Source organism: Leclercia sp. GHBNCSD (genome assembly GCF_055805075.1).
On sequence record NZ_JBQVYO010000001.1, the window covers coordinates 3,203,813 to 3,219,929 of the forward strand.

The 16,117-nt window shown below is 57.4% G+C and carries 14 protein-coding genes; 12 read left to right on the forward strand and 2 right to left on the reverse strand.

Features of this window, described 5'->3' with window-relative positions; all coding sequences use genetic code 11:
* The 12 genes from pbpC (at position 1) to ACT3IC_RS15460 (ending at position 14,696) form a co-directional block, all read left to right on the forward strand.
* On the forward strand, positions 1 to 2,325 hold the full coding sequence (gene pbpC, locus ACT3IC_RS15405; protein ID WP_156655028.1) for a peptidoglycan glycosyltransferase PbpC: 2,325 nt from the start codon (positions 1 to 3) through the stop codon (positions 2,323 to 2,325).
* 155 nt (positions 2,326 to 2,480) lie between these two features.
* Positions 2,481 to 2,912, forward strand: a complete 432-nt coding sequence (gene ndk, locus ACT3IC_RS15410; RefSeq protein WP_039029721.1) for a nucleoside-diphosphate kinase — start codon at positions 2,481 to 2,483, stop codon at positions 2,910 to 2,912.
* 169 nt (positions 2,913 to 3,081) lie between these two features.
* Positions 3,082 to 4,248, forward strand: a complete 1,167-nt coding sequence (gene rlmN, locus ACT3IC_RS15415; protein WP_103180711.1) for a dual-specificity RNA methyltransferase RlmN — start codon at positions 3,082 to 3,084, stop codon at positions 4,246 to 4,248.
* A 292-nt stretch (positions 4,249 to 4,540) separates the two neighbouring features.
* Entirely contained in the window at positions 4,541 to 5,548 is a 1,008-nt protein-coding gene (gene rodZ / locus ACT3IC_RS15420) for a cytoskeleton protein RodZ (RefSeq protein WP_103180710.1), read from the forward strand.
* A gap of 30 nt (positions 5,549 to 5,578) precedes the next feature.
* Positions 5,579 to 6,697: a flavodoxin-dependent (E)-4-hydroxy-3-methylbut-2-enyl-diphosphate synthase gene (gene ispG / locus ACT3IC_RS15425; RefSeq protein WP_103824628.1), complete on the forward strand. Its 1,119-nt coding sequence runs from the start codon at positions 5,579 to 5,581 to the stop codon at positions 6,695 to 6,697.
* Between the two features lie 91 nt (positions 6,698 to 6,788).
* Positions 6,789 to 8,063 carry a histidine--tRNA ligase gene (gene hisS / locus ACT3IC_RS15430; RefSeq protein ID WP_103180708.1) on the forward strand — a complete coding sequence of 425 codons (1,275 nt, stop codon included), beginning with the start codon at positions 6,789 to 6,791 and terminating at the stop codon, positions 8,061 to 8,063.
* Positions 8,064 to 8,076: 13 nt separating this feature from the next.
* Positions 8,077 to 8,697 (forward strand): YfgM family protein, encoded by a 621-nt coding sequence (locus tag ACT3IC_RS15435; RefSeq protein WP_103180707.1) that lies wholly within the window; start codon positions 8,077 to 8,079, stop codon positions 8,695 to 8,697.
* 10 nt (positions 8,698 to 8,707) lie between these two features.
* Positions 8,708 to 9,886, forward strand: a complete 1,179-nt coding sequence (gene bamB, locus ACT3IC_RS15440) for an outer membrane protein assembly factor BamB (protein WP_473478060.1) — start codon at positions 8,708 to 8,710, stop codon at positions 9,884 to 9,886.
* A gap of 110 nt (positions 9,887 to 9,996) precedes the next feature.
* Positions 9,997 to 11,469 carry a ribosome biogenesis GTPase Der gene (gene der, locus ACT3IC_RS15445; protein ID WP_103181122.1) on the forward strand — a complete coding sequence of 491 codons (1,473 nt, stop codon included), beginning with the start codon at positions 9,997 to 9,999 and terminating at the stop codon, positions 11,467 to 11,469.
* A gap of 300 nt (positions 11,470 to 11,769) precedes the next feature.
* Complete coding sequence (locus ACT3IC_RS15450; protein WP_103180705.1) at positions 11,770 to 13,323, forward strand: peptide MFS transporter; 1,554 nt, start codon at positions 11,770 to 11,772, stop codon at positions 13,321 to 13,323.
* Positions 13,324 to 13,384: 61 nt separating this feature from the next.
* Positions 13,385 to 14,422, forward strand: coding sequence for a Gfo/Idh/MocA family oxidoreductase (locus tag ACT3IC_RS15455; RefSeq protein ID WP_159340053.1), 1,038 nt, complete (start codon positions 13,385 to 13,387; stop codon positions 14,420 to 14,422).
* A gap of 52 nt (positions 14,423 to 14,474) precedes the next feature.
* Positions 14,475 to 14,696, forward strand: a complete 222-nt coding sequence (locus ACT3IC_RS15460; protein WP_103180703.1) for a zinc ribbon domain-containing protein — start codon at positions 14,475 to 14,477, stop codon at positions 14,694 to 14,696.
* Here the strand turns inward: ACT3IC_RS15460 and ACT3IC_RS15465 are convergent.
* Positions 14,693 to 15,043 carry a protealysin inhibitor emfourin gene (locus tag ACT3IC_RS15465; RefSeq protein ID WP_103180702.1) on the reverse strand — a complete coding sequence of 117 codons (351 nt, stop codon included), beginning with the start codon at positions 15,041 to 15,043 and terminating at the stop codon, positions 14,693 to 14,695. The two genes, ACT3IC_RS15460 and ACT3IC_RS15465, sit on opposite strands and share 4 nt — an antisense overlap.
* Entirely contained in the window at positions 15,044 to 16,063 is a 1,020-nt protein-coding gene (locus ACT3IC_RS15470; RefSeq protein WP_159340054.1) for a M4 family metallopeptidase, read from the reverse strand. It abuts the gene before it with no gap.
* Positions 16,064 to 16,117 lie beyond the last annotated feature (54 nt).

A 16,117-nucleotide genomic window follows, 5' to 3' on the forward strand; every position in this document is an offset into this window, starting at 1 on the left:
GTGCAGCGCCGCTCTCTGTTACGCTCCCGCTGGCTGTGGCTGGCGGGAGCGCTTCTTCTGCTATGGGGCGCTGTCGTGGCCGCCGATCGCCTGTGGCCGCTGCCGTTACACGAGGTCAACCCTGCCCGCCTGGTGGTGGATGAAAAGGGCATTCCATTGTGGCGATTTGCCGATCGCGACGGGATCTGGCGCTATCCGGTCACCATTGAAGAGGTTTCACCCCGCTATCTTGAGGCGCTGATCCAGTATGAGGATCGCTGGTTCTGGGATCATCCCGGCGTTAACCCATTCTCTGTTCTGCGCGCCGCCTGGCAGGATCTGCTGGCCGGAAAGGTGATCTCGGGCGGCAGCACGCTGACGATGCAGGTGGCGCGACTGCTGGATCCGCATTCCCGTACGCTGGGGGGCAAAGTGCGTCAGCTCTGGCGGGCGCTCCAGCTGGAGTGGCACCTCTCCAAAGCTGAGATCCTGACGCTCTATCTGAACCGCGCCCCGTTTGGCGGCACGCTACAGGGGGTGGGGGCCGCCAGCTGGGCCTATCTGGGAAAATCCCCTGCGCAACTGAGCTACTCCGAAGCCGCCCTGCTTGCCGTTCTGCCCCAGGCGCCGAGCCGTTTGCGACCGGATCGCTGGCCGCAGCGGGCAGAGGCGGCGCGTAACAAAGTGCTTAACCGGATGGCATCCCAGGGCGTCTGGTCCGCCCGCCAGGTCAAAGAGTCGCAGGAAGAGCCCGTCTGGCTGGCGCCACGCCAGATGCCGCAGCTGGCGCCGCTGTTCTCGCGCATGATGCTGGGCAAAAGCCGCGACAGCAAAGTGGTGACGACGCTGGATGCCACGCTGCAGCGTCAGCTGGAGGAGCTGGCCCTGAACTGGAAATCCCGCCTGCCGCCCCGCAGCTCGCTGGCGATGATCGTCCTGGATCATACCGATATGAAGGTGCGCGGCTGGGTGGGGTCGGTCGACATCAACGACGACAGCCGCTTCAGCCATGTGGATATGATCAGCGCGATCCGATCCCCCGGATCGGTGCTGAAGCCCTTTATCTATGGCCTGGCGATGGATGAGGGGCTGATCCATCCCGCCTCGCTGCTGCAGGATGTGCCGCGACGCACCGGCGATTACCGTCCGGGTAACTTTGACAGCGGCTTTCACGGCCCAGTGAGCATGAGCGAGGCGCTGGTGAGATCCCTGAACCTGCCCGCCGTCCAGGTGCTGGAGGCCTACGGGCCGAAAAAGTTTGCCGGAATGCTGCGTAACGCTGGTTTACCGCTTCTCCTGCCTGCGGGGGCTCAGCCGAATCTGTCCCTGATTCTCGGGGGCGCCGGGGCGCGTCTGGCGGATATCGCCGCGGCATACAGCGCGTTTGCCCGTCAGGGTCGGGCAGGGAAGCTGCGCCTGAAACCCGACGACCCGCTGCTGGAACGGCCTCTACTCTCGCCTGGGTCCGCGTGGATCATCCGACGCATTCTTGCCAGTGAGGCGCAGCCGTTACCCGACAGCGCGCTTGCTCAGGTAGTGCCCCTGGCAATAAAAACCGGCACCAGCTATGGCTATCGCGATGCGTGGGCGATAGGGCTGAATGCGCGCTACGTCATCGGGGTCTGGACCGGCAGGCCGGACGGCACCCCGGTGGCCGGGCAGTTTGGTTTTGCCAGCGCCGTGCCGGTGTTGAATCAGGTTAATAACCTGCTGCAGTCGCGATCGGCGCTGGATGAGGCGCGTCTGCCGCGCGATCCGCGCCCGGCCTCCGTTAGCCGCGGGGTGATTTGCTGGCCGGGCGGGCAGTCGCTGCCAGACGGGGACAGCAACTGCCGCCGTCGACTCGCGACGTGGCTGCTCGAAGGGAGCCAACCGCCGACGCTGTTACTGCCGGAGCAGGAGGGCATCCGCGGCATTCATTTTCCGATCTGGCTGGATAACAGCGGTAAGCGGGTGGCAGCAGACTGCCCGCAGGCGCAGGAAAAAAGCGTCGACGTCTGGCCGCTGCCGCTGGAGCCGTGGCTGCCCCAGGCAGAGCGACGGTCTGCCCGCATCCCGCCCGCGTCTGCAACCTGTCCGCCGCTCGGTCAGACCTTCCCGGCGCCGCTGCTGCTCTCCGGCATTCGTCAGGGGGCAGTGATTAAGCGTTTGCCGGGGGAGTCGCGCGTCTCGCTGCCTCTGCTGGTCAGCGGCAGCGAGGGACCGCGCTGGTGGTTTCTTAATGGCGAACCGCTGAATGTCCAGGGGCGAATGTATACGTTGCAGCTTGAAAATGCAGGAGATTATCAGCTACTGGTAATGGATGAGGCGGGGCAGGTGGCGACTGTGGATTTCACGCTGCAATAGATAAAAGGTGTTTTGACGAGGATCTGTTGTTAAAACTCGTCTTATTTTAAAAAAATGTTACATGCATCCATAGGCAATGGCGCCAATGCTCATTATAATCCGCGCCATATATTTCGCATGAATGCAAAACAACAGAACAAATCACAGAGGTAATCATGGCTATTGAACGTACTTTTTCCATCATCAAACCAAACGCGGTGGCAAAAAACGTTATTGGCAGCATCTTTGCGCGCTTTGAAGCGGCAGGGTTCAAAATTGTTGGTACCAAAATGCTGCATCTGACCGTTGAGCAGGCTCGCGGTTTCTATGCTGAGCACGAAGGTCGCCCATTCTTCGACGGCCTGGTTGAGTTCATGACCTCTGGCCCAATCGTGGTTTCCGTTCTGGAAGGCGAAAATGCCGTTCAGCGTCACCGCGATCTGCTGGGTGCCACTAACCCGGACAACGCGCTGGCAGGTACACTGCGTGCAGACTACGCTGACAGCTTCACCGAGAACGGCACCCACGGTTCCGACTCCGTAGAATCTGCTAAACGCGAAATCGCCTACTTCTTCGCGGAAGGCGAAGTGTGTCCACGTACCCGTTAATATAACGGTTTCGTTTACACATTATTTTCGTAAATGCCGCGTGCAAACGTGGCATCCCTGCACCAGACTTTGTACAATGTAACGCCCCGGATGAGCCGATCGCTTTCCGGGGCGTTTCTTTTCAACCCTCCACGGGCCATAACGTGTAACAACGAGGCCGGAATATATTATGTCTGAATTAGTTAACACCTCCGAAGTCGCCATTCCTGCGGTTCCGAATAAAAATGGAAAAATCAACCTGCTGGATTTGAACCGTCAGCAGATGCGCGAGTTCTTCAAAGAGATGGGCGAAAAGCCGTTTCGTGCCGACCAGGTCATGAAATGGATGTACCACTATTGCAGCGACAACTTTGATGAGATGACCGACATCAACAAAGTGCTGCGCAACAAGCTGAAAGAAGTGGCCGAAATCCGCGCGCCGGAAGTGGTGGAAGAGCAGCGTTCCGCTGACGGCACCATCAAATGGGCGATTGCGGTTGGCGATCAGCGTGTTGAAACGGTTTATATCCCGGAAGACGATCGCGCTACCCTCTGCGTCTCCTCCCAGGTGGGTTGTGCGCTGGAGTGTAAATTCTGCTCCACGGCGCAGCAGGGCTTTAACCGTAACCTGCGCGTGTCAGAGATCATCGGCCAGGTGTGGCGTGCGGCGAAAATCGTCGGTGCGGCAAAAATCACCGGCACCCGTCCAATCACCAACGTGGTGATGATGGGGATGGGCGAGCCGCTGCTGAACCTGACCAACGTGGTTCCGGCGATGGAAATCATGCTCGACGACTTCGGTTTTGGCCTCTCCAAACGTCGCGTCACACTCTCTACCTCAGGCGTTGTTCCCGCGCTGGATAAGCTCGGCGATATGATTGACGTGGCGCTGGCGATTTCGCTGCATGCGCCAAACGATACCATCCGCGATGAGATCGTGCCCATCAACAAGAAGTACAACATTGAGACCTTCCTGAACTCGGTTCGTGGCTACATTTCGAAGTCCAACGCCAACCAGGGTCGCGTCACCATTGAGTACGTCATGCTGGATCACGTCAACGACGGTACCGAACACGCCCACGAGCTGGCGGCACTGTTGAAAGACACGCCGTGCAAGATCAACCTGATCCCATGGAACCCGTTCCCGGGCGCGCCGTATGGCCGTAGCTCAAACAGCCGTATCGACCGTTTCTCCAAGGTTCTGATGGAGTATGGTTTTACCACTATCGTGCGTAAAACCCGTGGTGATGATATTGATGCCGCCTGTGGTCAGCTGGCCGGTGATGTTATCGACCGCACCAAGCGTACACTGCGTAAACGCATGCAGGGCGACGCCATCGCGATCAAGTCCGTGTAATTATTATGCCGTCACGGCGCGTCTATTGCGCCGTGGCGGCTACGGATGCGAATAAACAGTCATTGCGCCGGCATATGGGTAATAATTACGGTGCGTTTTATATGACTTTGAGGCAGTATGTAACGATGCAACAACAGTTTAGCCTCACTGCCAGACCGCCTCTGTCAACGATAACCTGACAGCATTGGGCGGGGTTACTAAGGTTAACTGACCAGAAGTTTCGCGGTGCAGGTGGCATTGTGACTCACCGGCGCCAGGATACTCACTTTTCACGTACCAGTAGTTGTAGCGAATGAATACTGAAGCCACTCACGACCAAAATGCAGCACTTTCCACTGGCGTACGTCTTCGTAACGCCCGTGAACAACTTGGACTAAGCCAGCAAGTCGTTGCGGAGCGCTTATGTCTGAAGGTTTCCACGGTCCGCGATATTGAAGAAGATAAGGCTCCTGCCGATCTTGCTTCAACGTTTCTGCGTGGTTATATCCGCTCCTATGCGAAACTGGTTCATATCCCTGAAAACGAACTGCTGCCAATGATGGAAAAACAGGCACCGGTCAGAGCGGCGAAAGTCGCGCCGATGCAGAGTTTTTCGCTGGGCAAACGCCGTAAAAAACGTGATGGCTGGCTGATGAGTTTCACCTGGCTGGTGCTGTTTGTGGTCATCGGCCTGACGGGCGCGTGGTGGTGGCAGAACCATAAAGCGCAGCAGGAAGAGATCACCACCATGGCCGATCAAACTTCCGCCGAGCTCAATAACTCAGCGGGCGATGGTGCCCAGAGCATCCCGCTGAATACCGACGCCTCTGCAAGCGCCAGCGATTCACAGACGCCAGCAACCGGCACTCAGGATATGGCAACGGCGCAAACTGCTGCGCCAGCCGCGGATCAGACGGCGCAGGCACCGGCAGACAATGCGGTGGTGTCGCCTTCTCAGGCTAACGTCGAGACTGCACCTGCAACCGCACCTGCAGCGACGGCGGATGCCACTCAGACCTTACCTGCCGATCCGGCAGGCGTGTCGGCAGCACCTGTTGACCCGAACGCGCTGGTGATGAACTTCACCGCCGACTGCTGGCTGGAAGTGACCGATGCGACGGGCAAAAAGCTGTTCAGCGGTCTGCAGCGTAAAGACGGTAATTTAAACCTGACAGGCCAGGCGCCGTACAAACTCAAGATTGGTGCTCCGGCTGCGGTCCAGATCCAGTTCCAGGGTAAACCTGTCGATCTGAGCCGTTTTATCAGAACTAACCAGGTTGCGCGTCTGACCGTAAATGCCGAACAATCAGCAGCACAGTAAGTAACGGACAGGCAACGCGGGAGATTTTTCATGCATAACCAGGCTCCTATTCCACGTAGAAAATCGAAACGTATTTACGTCGGAAATGTGCCAATCGGCGATGGTGCCCCCATCGCCGTTCAGTCGATGACCAACACCCGCACCACGGATGTGGAAGCGACGGTCAATCAGATCAAAGCGTTAGAACGCGTAGGTGCGGACATTGTTCGCGTTTCCGTGCCAACGATGGATGCGGCAGAAGCATTCAAACTCATCAAGCAGCAGGTCTCTGTTCCGCTGGTTGCCGATATTCACTTCGATTACCGCATCGCGCTGAAAGTGGCGGAATACGGTGTCGATTGTCTGCGTATCAACCCCGGCAATATCGGCAGCGAAGAGCGTATTCGTGCGGTGGTGGATTGCGCCCGCGATAAAAACATCCCCATCCGTATCGGCGTAAACGCCGGTTCTCTGGAAAAAGATCTGCAGGAAAAGTATGGCGAACCGACGCCGCAGGCGCTGCTGGAATCGGCCATGCGTCATGTGGATCATCTCGATCGCCTGAACTTCGATCAATTCAAAGTCAGCGTGAAAGCCTCTGATGTTTTCCTTGCCGTTGAATCCTATCGTCTGCTTGCGAAGCAGATCGATCAGCCGCTGCACCTGGGGATCACCGAAGCCGGTGGCGCGCGCAGTGGGGCGGTGAAGTCAGCCATTGGCCTCGGCCTGCTGCTGAACGAAGGCATTGGCGATACCCTGCGCGTCTCGCTGGCCGCCGATCCGGTCGAAGAGATCAAAGTCGGTTTCGATATTCTGAAATCCCTGCGTATCCGCTCCCGTGGCATCAACTTTATCGCCTGCCCGACCTGTTCGCGTCAGGAGTTTGATGTCATCGGTACCGTGAATGCCCTTGAGCAGCGTCTGGAAGATATCATCACCCCAATGGATGTCTCGATTATCGGCTGCGTGGTAAACGGTCCGGGTGAAGCGCTGGTGTCAACGCTTGGTGTAACGGGCGGCAACAAGAAAAGTGGTCTCTATGAAGATGGCGTTCGCAAAGATCGTCTGGATAATAGCGACATGATCGATCAGCTTGAAGCCCGAATCCGCGCCAAAGCGACCATGCTTGATGAAGCGCAGCGCATCAGCGTGCACCAGGTCGAAAAATAACGTGATGGGAAGCGGTATGCTTCCTGTGTATGATTGAACCCTTCGGTTATGAACCCCGGGGTTCATTTTTGTCTATAGAAAGAGAACAAACGTGGCAAAGAATATTCAAGCCATTCGCGGCATGAACGATTATCTGCCTGCCGAGACCGCCATCTGGCAGCGCATTGAAGGCACCCTGAAGCAGGTGCTCGGCAGCTACGGTTACAGCGAAATCCGTTTGCCGATTGTAGAGCAGACCCCGTTATTCAAGCGCGCTATCGGCGAAGTGACCGATGTGGTTGAAAAAGAGATGTATACCTTTGAGGATCGTAACGGCGACAGCCTGACTTTACGTCCGGAAGGTACGGCGGGCTGTGTTCGCGCCGGCATCGAGCATGGTCTCCTGTACAATCAGGAGCAACGCCTGTGGTATATCGGCCCGATGTTCCGCCACGAACGTCCGCAGAAGGGCCGCTACCGCCAGTTTAACCAGCTGGGTGTCGAAGCCTTTGGCCTGCAGGGGCCGGATATCGACGCTGAGCTGATCATGCTTACCGCGCGCTGGTGGCGTGCGCTGGGCATCGCTGAACATGTTACGCTGGAGCTGAACTCTATCGGTTCTCTTGAAGCGCGCGCGAACTACCGCGATGCGCTGGTGGCCTTCCTGGAACTGCACAAAGAGAAGCTGGACGAAGACTGCAAACGTCGTATGTACAGCAACCCGCTGCGCGTGCTGGACTCCAAGAACCCGGACGTGCAGGCGCTGCTGAACGATGCGCCTGCGCTGGGTGATTACCTGGATGACGACTCCCGCGAACACTTTGCTGGTCTGTGCAAACTGCTGGAAGCTGCTGGTATTACCTATACGGTTAACCAGCGCCTGGTACGTGGCCTGGATTACTATAACCGCACCGTCTTTGAGTGGGTCACTACCAGCCTGGGTTCCCAGGGGACTGTCTGTGCCGGTGGCCGTTATGACGGTCTGGTTGAGCAGTTAGGCGGTCGCCCAGCACCTGCCGTTGGCTTCGCCATGGGCCTTGAGCGACTTGTTTTGTTAGTTCAGGCAGTTAATCCGGAATTTAAAGCCGATCCTGTTGTCGATATATACCTGGTAGCCTCAGGCGCGGAAACGCAGTCTGCGGCAATGCAGCTTGCCGAACGCGTGCGCGATGCGCTCCCGGAGGCTAAGCTGATGACCAACCACGGCGGCGGCAACTTTAAAAAACAGTTCGCCCGTGCCGATAAGTGGGGCGCGCGTATCGCACTGGTACTTGGCGAGTCAGAAGTGGCTAACGGCGAAGTGGTAGTGAAAGATCTGCGCTCTGGTGAGCAAACAACGGTAACGCAGGACGGCGTTGCGGCGCACTTGCGCACTCTACTGGGCTAAGGAGAAGGACTGCGTGGAAATTTACGAGAACGAAAACGACCAGGTTGATGCACTTAAACGCTTCTTTGCTGAAAACGGCAAAGCCCTGGCTGTTGGGGTCATTTTAGGTGTTGGCGCCCTGGTGGGCTGGCGTTACTGGAACAATCATCAGGTCGACTCTGCCCGTGGTTCTTCCTTACAGTATGAAAATACCGTTAGCGCAATCCGCGCCGATCAGCCACAAACGCTGGCGGCGGCAGAGAAATTTGCCGCAGACAACAAAAACACCTACGGTGCGCTGGCTTCCCTGGAAGTGGCTCAGCAGTTTGTTGATAAAAATGAACTGGACAAAGCGGCAGCCCAGCTGCAGCAGGGTCTGGCATCAGCAAGCGACGATAATCTGAAAGCGGTTATCAACCTGCGTCTCGCCCGTATTCAGGTTCAGCAGAAAAAAACTGACGACGCGCTGAAAACGCTGGACAGCGTTAAAGGTGAAGGTTACGCCGCCATTGTTGCCGACCTGCGTGGCGAAGCATTGCTGAGCAAAGGTGACAAACAGGGCGCGCGCAGCGCGTGGGAAGCGGGCGTGAAAAGCAACGCTTCGCCAGCGCTGAGCGAAATGCTGCAGATGAAAATAAATAATTTGTCCGTCTGAGAGGGACCCGATGCAATTGCGTAAATTACTTCTGCCAGGACTGCTTTCCGTTACGTTATTGAGCGGCTGTTCACTGTTCAGCGGTGAAGAAGATGTCGTGACCATGTCGCCACTGCCGACGGTTGAAAACCAGTTTGAACCTTCTACTGCCTGGAGCACCTCCGTGGGCGACGGGATTGGTGATTTCTACTCTAACCTGCATCCGGCTTCTGCGGACGGCGTTGTCTATGCGGCTGACCGTAAAGGCACGGTGAAAGCCCTGAATGCCGACGACGGCAAAGAAGTGTGGTCGGTTAACCTCGCAGAAAAAAGCGGCTGGCTGTCACGCACGCCTGCGCTGCTCTCCGGTGGTGTAACGGTCGCTGGTGGCCATGTCTATATCGGCAGCGAGAAGGCACAGGTCTATGCTCTTAACGCCAGCGATGGCTCCATTGCCTGGCAGACCCGCGTGGCGGGCGAATCGCTCTCTCGTCCGGTCGTCAGCGACGGCATGGTGCTGGTGCATACCGCAAACGGTCAGCTGCAGGCGCTGAATGAAACTGACGGCGCGGTGAAATGGACCGTGAACCTGGATATGCCTGCGCTCTCCCTGCGCGGCGAATCGGCTCCGGCTACCGCGTTTGGCGCCGCCATTGTCGGCGGTGATAACGGTCGCGTTAGCGCCGTACTGATGCAGCAAGGTCAGCTGATCTGGCAGCAGCGTATCTCTCAGGCTACCGGTCCGACCGAAATCGACCGTCTGAGCGACGTCGATACCACGCCGGTTATCGTGAATGGCGTTGTGTATGCGCTGGCCTATAACGGCAACCTGACCGCGATGGATCTGCGTAGTGGTCAAATCATGTGGAAACGTGAGCTGGGCTCGGTGAACGATTTCATCGTTGACGGCAACCGCATCTACCTGGTCGATCAGAACGATCGCGTGCTGGCCCTGAGCACTGAAGGCGGCGTGACGCTGTGGACGCAAAGCGATCTGCTGCACCGTCTGCTGACCGCGCCGACACTCTATAACGGCAGCCTGGTGGTGGGTGATAGCGAAGGCTATATGCACTGGATTGACCCGAGCAACGGTCGTTTTGTCGCGCAGGAGAAGGTCGACAGTTCCGGCTTCCTGACCGAGCCGGTATCGGTTGACGGTAAACTGCTGATCCAGGCAAAAGACGGCACGCTGTACGCGATCACGCGTTAATCACCGCGGTTGTAGTATACTCAACGGCTCCTGTTGCTTCAGGGGCCGTTTTGATTTTTTAAAAAACGCCGCAAATGCGACGTGATATCGAATTTTATGAGGCTTTAAACATGGTACCTGTGGTCGCGCTTGTCGGGCGCCCGAACGTTGGAAAATCCACTCTTTTTAACCGTTTAACACGCACCCGTGATGCGCTGGTTGCGGATTTCCCGGGGCTCACGCGTGACCGTAAGTACGGTCGTGCAGAAGTGGAAGGTCGTGAGTTTATCTGTATCGATACCGGTGGTATCGACGGTACAGAGGACGGCGTGGAAACCCGCATGGCGGAGCAATCCCTGCTGGCGATCGAAGAGGCCGATATCGTGCTGTTTATGGTCGATGCGCGCGCGGGCCTGATGCCTGCCGACTCGGCTATTGCCAAGCATCTGCGCTCACGTGAAAAAGCAACGTTCCTGGTGGCGAACAAAACTGACGGTATCGATGCCGACCAGGCGATGGCCGATTTCTGGTCATTAGGCCTGGGTGATATCTACCCGATCGCCGCCTCTCACGGTCGTGGCGTGACCAGCCTGCTGGAAACCGCGCTGCTGCCGTTTGTTGATGAGATCAACCCGCCAGAAGAAGTGGATGAAGACGCGGAATACTGGGCGCAGTTTGAAGAGAGCGAAGAGGGCGAAGAAGAGCCTGAAGACGACTTCAATCCACAGGATCTGCCGATCAAGCTGGCGATTGTGGGCCGTCCAAACGTCGGTAAGTCAACGCTTACTAACCGTATTCTCGGTGAAGACCGCGTGGTGGTCTACGACATGCCGGGCACGACCCGTGACAGCATCTACATCCCGATGCAGCGCGACGAGCGTGAATATGTGCTGATCGACACCGCGGGCGTGCGTAAGCGCGGCAAAATCACCGATGTAGTGGAAAAATTCTCGGTAATCAAAACCCTGCAGGCGATTGAAGATGCCAACGTGGTGATGCTGGTTATCGATGCCCGTGAAGGCATCTCCGATCAGGATCTCTCCCTGCTCGGCTTTATCCTCAACAGTGGGCGCTCACTCGTTATCGTCGTCAACAAGTGGGATGGCCTGAGCAATGAAGTGCGTGAGCAGGTGAAAGAGACCCTCGACTTCCGTCTGGGCTTTATCGACTTTGCTCGTGTGCATTTCATCTCTGCCCTGCACGGTAGCGGCGTCGGCAACCTGTTTGAATCCGTACGCGAAGCCTACGACAGCTCTACCCGCCGTGTCGGTACCGCGATGCTGACCCGCATCATGACCATGGCGGCAGAAGACCACCAGCCACCGCTGGTGCGTGGTCGTCGCGTGAAGCTGAAGTATGCGCACGCCGGTGGTTATAACCCACCGATCGTGGTGATTCACGGTAACCAGGTGAAGGATCTGCCCGATTCTTACAAACGTTACCTGATGAACTACTTCCGCAAATCGCTGGACGTAATGGGTACGCCGATCCGTATCCAGTTCAAGGAAGGGGATAACCCGTTTGCTAACAAACGCAACACCCTGACGCCGAACCAGATGCGTAAACGTAAGCGTTTGATTAAACACATCAAGAAAAGCAAATAATCTTTGCTGCTCTGCCAAAAAACCCGCGCCTGTCGCGGGTTTTTTTATGCCTGACAGGAACGAATAATTATTGATGTGATGTCAATCACTATTCATGTTTATCCAACATAAAATCTAAGAAATAAGATGATTGTCGAACTTTCATCTTTTGGTGGTGCACCAGGGGCTGGACAAAAGTTGCTTCAGGTTATCAAATGGTTAAATAACATTTCGCCGGATGTAAAAAAGCCACCCGAATGCTAACGGGGCGGCTGACTTCCGGTGCTAACAAGTACGACGACACATCATCTCGGGAGAATTATGCAATCCTCTGTTAATAAAAACGAAAGCCGAACTTTCTTCGGCCATCCTTATCCGCTCGGCGCGCTGTTCTTCACGGAGATGTGGGAGCGCTTCTCGTTTTACGGTATCCGTCCGCTGCTGATCCTCTTTATGGCGGCCACCGTCTATGATGGCGGCATGGGGCTGGCCCGTGAAAATGCCTCCGCTATCGTCGGTATCTTCGCCGGAACCATGTACCTGGCCGCGCTGCCGGGCGGCTGGCTGGCGGATAACTGGCTCGGCCAGCAAAGAGCGGTCTGGTACGGTTCGATCCTGATTGCGCTCGGCCACCTGTCGATTGCGCTTTCTGCGGTGATGGGTAACAACCTGTTCTTTATCGGCCTGATGTTTATTGTCCTTGGTTCGGGCCTGTTTAAAACCTGTATCTCGGTAATGGTCGGCACCCTGTATAAGAAAGGCGATGCGCGTCGTGACGGCGGCTTCTCGCTGTTCTATATGGGCATCAACATGGGGTCATTTATCGCGCCGCTGATCTCCGGCTGGTTGATTAAATCCCACGGCTGGCACTGGGGCTTTGGTATCGGCGGCATCGGGATGCTGGTGGCGCTGGTCATCTTCCGCCTGTTTGCCGTACCGGCCATGAAACGCTACGACAGTGAAGTGGGGCTGGACTCCACCTGGAACAGCCCGGTTGCGAAGAAAAACGGTGTCGGCGGCTGGCTGCTGGCACTGGCAGTGGGTATTGCGATTATTGTTACCCTGATTGCTCAGGGCGTGATTGTCATTAACCCGGTCGCCGTTGCCAGCGTGCTGGTGTATGTGATTGCCGCCTCTGTGGCGCTCTACTTCATCTGGCTGTTTGCCTTTGCCGGCCTGAACCGGAAAGAGCGCGCCAGACTGCTGGTCTGCTTTATTCTGCTGGTCTCTGCGGCCTTCTTCTGGTCTGCGTTCGAGCAAAAGCCGACCTCGTTCAATCTGTTTGCGAACGACTACACCAATCGCATGATCGGCGATTTTGAAATCCCGGCCGTGTGGTTCCAGTCAATTAACGCCCTGTTTATTATTCTGCTGGCGCCGGTCTTTAGCTGGGCCTGGCCTAAACTGGCGCAAAACAATATTCGTCCGAGCAGCATCACCAAGTTCGTGATCGGTATTCTGTGCGCGGCAGGGGGCTTTGGCCTGATGATGCTGGCGGCGCAGAATGTCCTCAGTAACGGTGGGGCGGGTGTCTCCCCATTCTGGCTGGTGGGCAGTATTCTGATGCTGACCCTCGGTGAACTGTGCCTGAGCCCGATTGGTCTGGCGACCATGACCCTGCTGGCCCCGGAAAGAATGCGCGGTCAGATGATGGGGCTGTGGTTCTGCGCCAGCGCGCTGGGCAACCTGGCGGCGGGCCTGATTGGCGGGCACGTGAAGGCCGACCAGCTGGATATGCTGCCGGACCTCTTCGCGCGCTGCTCCATTGCCCTGCTGATTTGTGCCGCTGTTCTGACGGTGCTCATTGTTCCGGTGCGTCGTATGCTGGAAAATGCGCAAACGAAAAGTGAGCCGAAACCCGTAACCAACGCCTGAATCTGACCTTTCCTGGCCGGGGCGGTGTTACGCCCCGGCAATGCAACGAAAGAGGTAACAGATGCAGATTGGATTTGTCGGGCTTGGCGCGGTGGTTGAAACCGCCTACCTGCCCGCACTACAAAATACCTTTGGTGATTCACTCCACTCTCTGGGGTTTGATATCCAGCCCGCAAAGACCCTTGCAGGCATCACCCGATCTCCTGCGCTCGACGACCTCCTTGCCCGCCCCCTCGATACGCTTTTTATCACGACCTCATCACTACACCATCTGGATGTGCTTGAGCAGGCGCTGGCCTCCTCCATATCGAGGATTGTGGTCGAAAAACCGATTGTCGCCACGCTTGCCCAGGCCGAAAAACTGACATCGCTGCTGGCGAGGCCGGAGGCGGCCTCCCGGGTGCTGGCGCTCGATCACTGGATGGCGCGCATTCATCTGATACGTCTGGAGCTGATCGGCTCCTTCTCTGACATCGTCAGGATCGAGGGCTTTTTGCAGGAGCCGAGCGGGTTTAACGCGGCGGGGGAACCTGTCGCGCTTAACTTTGCCACCGGCGAGCCGGATACCCGGACGCTTCGCCACCCGGATGGGGTGATCCTCGATATCGGCACGCACGTACTGGCGATGATGCGCGAAACGGTGCGCTATCTGGGCGGCAGTGGGGATCTGGCCTTGCAGGTGGTGACCGCCAGAGATCGGCTGGGGCGCGATATCGCTAAAGGCGACCTGACCACCGCGGAAGGCGAGGCGCATCTTCAGGGGCAGATTAGCGGCGTGCCGATGGATATCTGGCTCAACAAATATGCGGGGCCGAGCGGCGGGCAAAAAGGGCTGCGGCTCTATCTGCGTGACGGCCGTATCCTCAGCCACGACCGGCGCGGAGCGGAAGATGTGCTGGAGCTCATTGATAAGGGGCAGGTTGTTCAGAGCTGGCGTTTTGGCGGCACGATTTACGCCCACTGTCTGGCGGAGCATATCCTGGGGGAGCAGAGCCTGTTTGAACGTGCCCCGCAGGAGGTGAGCCGCACAACGCAACGTCGGCTGGAGGAAGTAACATGCCTGCTGACATTACAGCAACAGCTACGTGGCCCCCACTGAGCGCATCGTGTTAAAATCAACAGCGTACTGAATATCCTTTCAAGGAGTCATCATGTCGATTACCTGCCCGGATTGCCATGCGGAGATTGAACCGCAAAACGGCGTGGCGCATTGTGAAAACTGCAACCAGGATATTGCCCTGGAAGCGCGCTGCCCGGAGTGCCATAAGCCGCTCGAGGTGTTAAAAGCCTGCGGTGCGGTGGACTATTTCTGCCAGAACGGCCACGGCCTGATCTCGAAAAAGCGCGTTGAGTTCGTCCTGCCCGGCGCTTAATCGCAGACGCAGTCTTCGCCCTTACGCCACAAATCCACCAGCGAGGGCGGGGCTTCCTGTTCCGGCACCAGCAGGATCACGTCGGTATACTGCGCCTGGTTGTGCCGGGTCCAGACGATCTGGATGCGAAAATAGCGCTGATCCCCTCGCCCCGGTGATGATGCCTGGCCGGGCGGCTGGCCAAGGTTCAGCGCCTGGTCGAGGATCGCTACCACCCGCTGGCGCTGCTGCTCGTTCAGTTCCGAGAGGGCGATACGCCGCAGGCCGCTCAGCTTAGGAATAAAAGCGACGCCGCCCTCGCGGGCCAGCTCAACCACGGCGTCATCCGTCAGTTCCGGGATCTGCATTTACAGTACTCCTGTGCTCTTCCAGGCCTGTTCAATGGCTGCCGCCACGTCGCCGCCGGCGCGTTTCTCTCCGTGATAGATGGTCAGCCGTGCAAAGGCGGCAAAATCCGCGTCCTGCGCCAGGTTGCGATCGCACACCGTATCGTACCAGGCGTAGCCAGCCTTTTCCCAGGCATAGCCCCCAATGGCGGTGGCCGCCAGGTAAAAGGCGCGGTTAGGGATGCCGGAGTTCAGATGAACGCCGCCATTGTCCTCACGGGTTTTAATGAAATCATCCATATGCCCCGGCTGCGGATCGTTGCCCAGCAGTGGATCGTCGTAGGCGCTGCCCGGCTCGGACATGGAACGCAGAGCCTTGCCGTTAACGCCCTCTGCCAGCAGGCCTTCGCCAATCAGCCAGTCGGCCTTATCGGCGGTTTGCTTAAGATGATACTGCTTCACCAGCGCACCAAAAACGTCAGATAACGACTCGTTCAGCGCCCCGGACTGTTCAAAGTAGATAAGCCCGGCTTCGGTTTCGGTGACGCCGTGGCTCAGCTCGTGGGCGACCACGTCGATGGCGATGGTAAAGCGGTTAAAAATCTCACCGTCCCCGTCGCCAAAGACCATCTGCTGCCCGTTCCAGAAGGCGTTCTGATACTCCCGGCCATAATGCACGGTACCGGTGAGGATTAGCCCTTTGTTATCGAGGGAGTCACGCTGATAGTTTTTCCAGAAAAAATCATGGGTGATGCCCAGATAATCGTAGGCTTCGTCCACCGCCACGTCGCCGTTAGAGCGCTGCCCCTCATAGCGCACCTGGGTGCCCGGCAGCTCCTGGGTCTGCCTGGCGTCGTAAATGTCCCGCTCCAGCTGCCCGGGTCTGTTCACGTGCGGCGCGACAGGTTTGCCCGGCATGTGGGCCATCAGCGTCTGGACATGGGTCAGGGTCTGGCGAGCGCAGCGCTGCTGCGGCTCAGAGCCGCTCTCAATAATACGGCGAAGGATATAGGGCGGGATCACGCTATAGGTTCGGGTCATGCGTCTCTCCTGTTATGGCAATGCCGAAAAAAGCAACAGCTTAAGTGTATGCCA

Bases quoted from the DNA above. Each gene is read 5' to 3' on its own strand.
- ndk (WP_039029721.1), top strand. From the start codon at position 2,481: ATGGCTATTGAACGTACTTTTTCCATCATCAAACCAAACGCGGTGGCA.
- rlmN (WP_103180711.1), top strand. From the start codon at position 3,082: ATGTCTGAATTAGTTAACACCTCCGAAGTCGCCATTCCTGCGGTTCCG.
- rodZ (WP_103180710.1), top strand. From the start codon at position 4,541: ATGAATACTGAAGCCACTCACGACCAAAATGCAGCACTTTCCACTGGC.
- ispG (WP_103824628.1), top strand. From the start codon at position 5,579: ATGCATAACCAGGCTCCTATTCCACGTAGAAAATCGAAACGTATTTAC.
- bamB (WP_473478060.1), top strand. From the start codon at position 8,708: ATGCAATTGCGTAAATTACTTCTGCCAGGACTGCTTTCCGTTACGTTA.
- der (WP_103181122.1), top strand. From the start codon at position 9,997: ATGGTACCTGTGGTCGCGCTTGTCGGGCGCCCGAACGTTGGAAAATCC.
- ACT3IC_RS15450 (WP_103180705.1), top strand. From the start codon at position 11,770: ATGCAATCCTCTGTTAATAAAAACGAAAGCCGAACTTTCTTCGGCCAT.
- ACT3IC_RS15455 (WP_159340053.1), top strand. From the start codon at position 13,385: ATGCAGATTGGATTTGTCGGGCTTGGCGCGGTGGTTGAAACCGCCTAC.
- ACT3IC_RS15460 (WP_103180703.1), top strand. From the start codon at position 14,475: ATGTCGATTACCTGCCCGGATTGCCATGCGGAGATTGAACCGCAAAAC.
- ACT3IC_RS15465 (WP_103180702.1), bottom strand. From the start codon at position 15,043: ATGCAGATCCCGGAACTGACGGATGACGCCGTGGTTGAGCTGGCCCGC.
- ACT3IC_RS15470 (WP_159340054.1), bottom strand. From the start codon at position 16,063: ATGACCCGAACCTATAGCGTGATCCCGCCCTATATCCTTCGCCGTATT.